Below are 2,429 nucleotides of genomic sequence, written 5' to 3'. Positions count from 1 at the left end.
TTCCCGTCGCTCTTCCAGCCCGCCCACTCCGAGGCGGGCGCGGACTTCGCGCACGCCATCTCGCTGCACTACGACTTCTTCGGACCCATCGACAACATCTACGCCTCGCTCGTCACGTCGCTGGCCGTCAGTCAGCGCTTCGGCCCCATGCGCTTGTGGGAGAACCGGGCCGAGTTCGGGCAGGCCGGCAAGGACTCCTCGGGGATCCGCCGCGTGCAGAGCACGAGCCAGGGGGCGCGAGGCATCGCCCAGCTCGACGTCTACTTCGATGACGGGACGGACCCGAGGACGCGCGAGCTGTTCGTGAACTTCATCGAGCAGCACCTCCAGGAGCACGGAGTGGAGCTGCTGGAGCGACTGACCATCACCTGCGTCTGCGGAAAGGTGTTCCCGGAGGAGACCGTCCGCACGAGGCTCGCCAAGGGGGCGCCGGACGTGGGCTGCGAGGCCTGCGACCACCGGACGCCGCTCACGCTGGGCGCGCAGCAGTCCCGTGAGCTCAACCCGGAGCTGGTGAAGCAGGTCCAGGCACTGCGGACGACCATCCAGGAGCAGCGCTCCCAGAGTGCCGCCGAGACGAAGGTGACCATGGCGGTGGCGAAGACGGGCAACACGAGCCAGGGGACACCCCTGCGGATCCTCCACTTGAGCGATCTGCACATCGGCGCCGGGGACGATCCGATCAGCCTGCTCGAGCCCCTGCGGGCCGGCCTCCAGGATAGGAGCGAAGGGCCCGGAGTGAAGCGCCTGGACTATCTGGTCATCTCCGGCGACATCACGAACCGGGCCTCGCCCCAGGAGTTCGAGAAGGCGCGCGAGTTCGTCTCCGGTCTCATCGAGCAGTTCGAGCTGACGGCCGAGCGCCTCATCCTCGTCCCTGGCAACCACGACCTGGACTGGAACACGGAGGTCTACGACTGGAAGAAGAAACGGCTGGTGGACAAGAGCGGGCTCGTCACCGGCAGGTATCATGAAGCGGGTGAGGGGTACCTCCTCCGCAACGAGCTGAAGTACCCGGAGCGCTTCAGGAACTTCTCGGATCACTTCTACCACCCGCTCATCCAGAAGCCCTATCCGCTCGCTCCCGAGGAGCAGTGCATCCCGTTCCTCTTCAGCGAGTCGCGCCTCCAATTCCTGGCCATGAACTCGGCCTGGGAGATCGACGAGTACTTCCAGGGGCGCTCCAGCATCTCCGACAAGGCGCTCTCCCGGGGGCTCGCCAGGGCGGACCAGGACATCCTCAAGGCCCGGGAGCGCGGTGAGCTCGCGGCGGAGGCCAAGGTCCTGCGGCTGGCCGTCTGGCACCACCCCATCACGGGCAACGAGAAGATCCAGGATGACGCCTTCACGGGCCGGCTGCTTCAAGCGGACGTGCGTGTCTGCCTGCATGGGCACGTCCATGAGGACCGCGCCGACCTGCTCAACTATCTCCACTCGGAGCGGCGGCTCCATGTCATGGGCGCCGGGAGCTTCGGAGCCCCGACGCACGAACGACCGGAGTCGGTGCCGCGCCTGTTCAACCTGCTGGAGGTGCAGCCGGAGCTCCAGCGGCTGCGGGTGCACACCCGTAGCCTGCGCAAACAGGGAGGCGCGTGGGATGGCTGGGCGGTGTGGCCCGGAGAGAAGCCGGGAGAGAAGCGCACGTACTACGAGGTGACATTATGAGCCGTGGGTGCCTGGTCGGCTGTGCCGTGAGCCTGTGGATGGTCCTGGTCTGTGGCGCCGCGCGCGCCCAGCCCTTGCCCTACCGTCACGAGTCCTGCTCGGACGACGGGGTGCTGTGCCTCGTCACCGAGCAGCCGGACACGGAGAGCGTCTCCTTCACCCTCCGCGCGAGAATCCAATCCGCGCTCACGGTCACGCTCGCCGCGGAGCTCGAGAACGTGGAGGCGTCGACGCCGCTGCCCGTCACGGTGGTGTTCGAGGGCTCCGAGACCCGGACGGTCCTGAAGCTCAAGCGCCTGCGCCGCGAGCTGGCCTGGAGCTACAAGAACGTCCGCTACACCTCGAACTGGGGCACCCCCCGGGCGGTGCACGATGACTCGGTCGTCTACCAACTGCCGGTGGCCTCGGGTCGGCCGGTCCGGGTGGTTCAGGGGTATGACGGCGCGTTCAGCCACAACGGCCCGAGCCGGTACGCCGTGGACTTCGACCTCCCCGAGGGCTCGCCCGTGCACGCGGCTCGGGCGGGAGTCGTCGTCCAGGCCATCCAGCATTTCACGGAGGCTGGCACCGACGAGAGCTACCAGAAGCGGGACATGGGCAACCGGGTGCTCGTCCGCCACTCCGACGGAACCCTCGGGTACTACGGCCACCTCAAGCCCGGCGCGGTCGTGGTCAAGGAGGGGCAGTACGTCCACCCCGGGCAGTTGCTCGGCCTCTCCGGCAACACCGGCTTCTCACGGGGGCCGCACCTGCACTTCGAGGTG

The 2,429-nt window shown here is 67.8% G+C and carries 2 protein-coding genes; both read left to right on the top strand.

What is annotated here, in order from left to right:
* Positions 1–1,665, top strand: a 1,665-nt coding sequence (locus VF794_RS25625) for a metallophosphoesterase (RefSeq protein ID WP_331114797.1), incomplete at its 5' end; no start/stop codon positions are given.
* A partial coding sequence (locus VF794_RS25620; protein WP_331114795.1) for a M23 family metallopeptidase occupies positions 1,662–2,429 on the top strand: 768 nt, incomplete at its 3' end. The genes VF794_RS25625 and VF794_RS25620, both read left to right, overlap by 4 nt.

This window comes from Archangium sp. (assembly GCF_036389735.1).
Taxonomy (GTDB): Bacteria; Myxococcota; Myxococcia; order Myxococcales; family Myxococcaceae; genus Archangium.
This window is presented reverse-complemented; position numbering and strand designations above follow the sequence as displayed.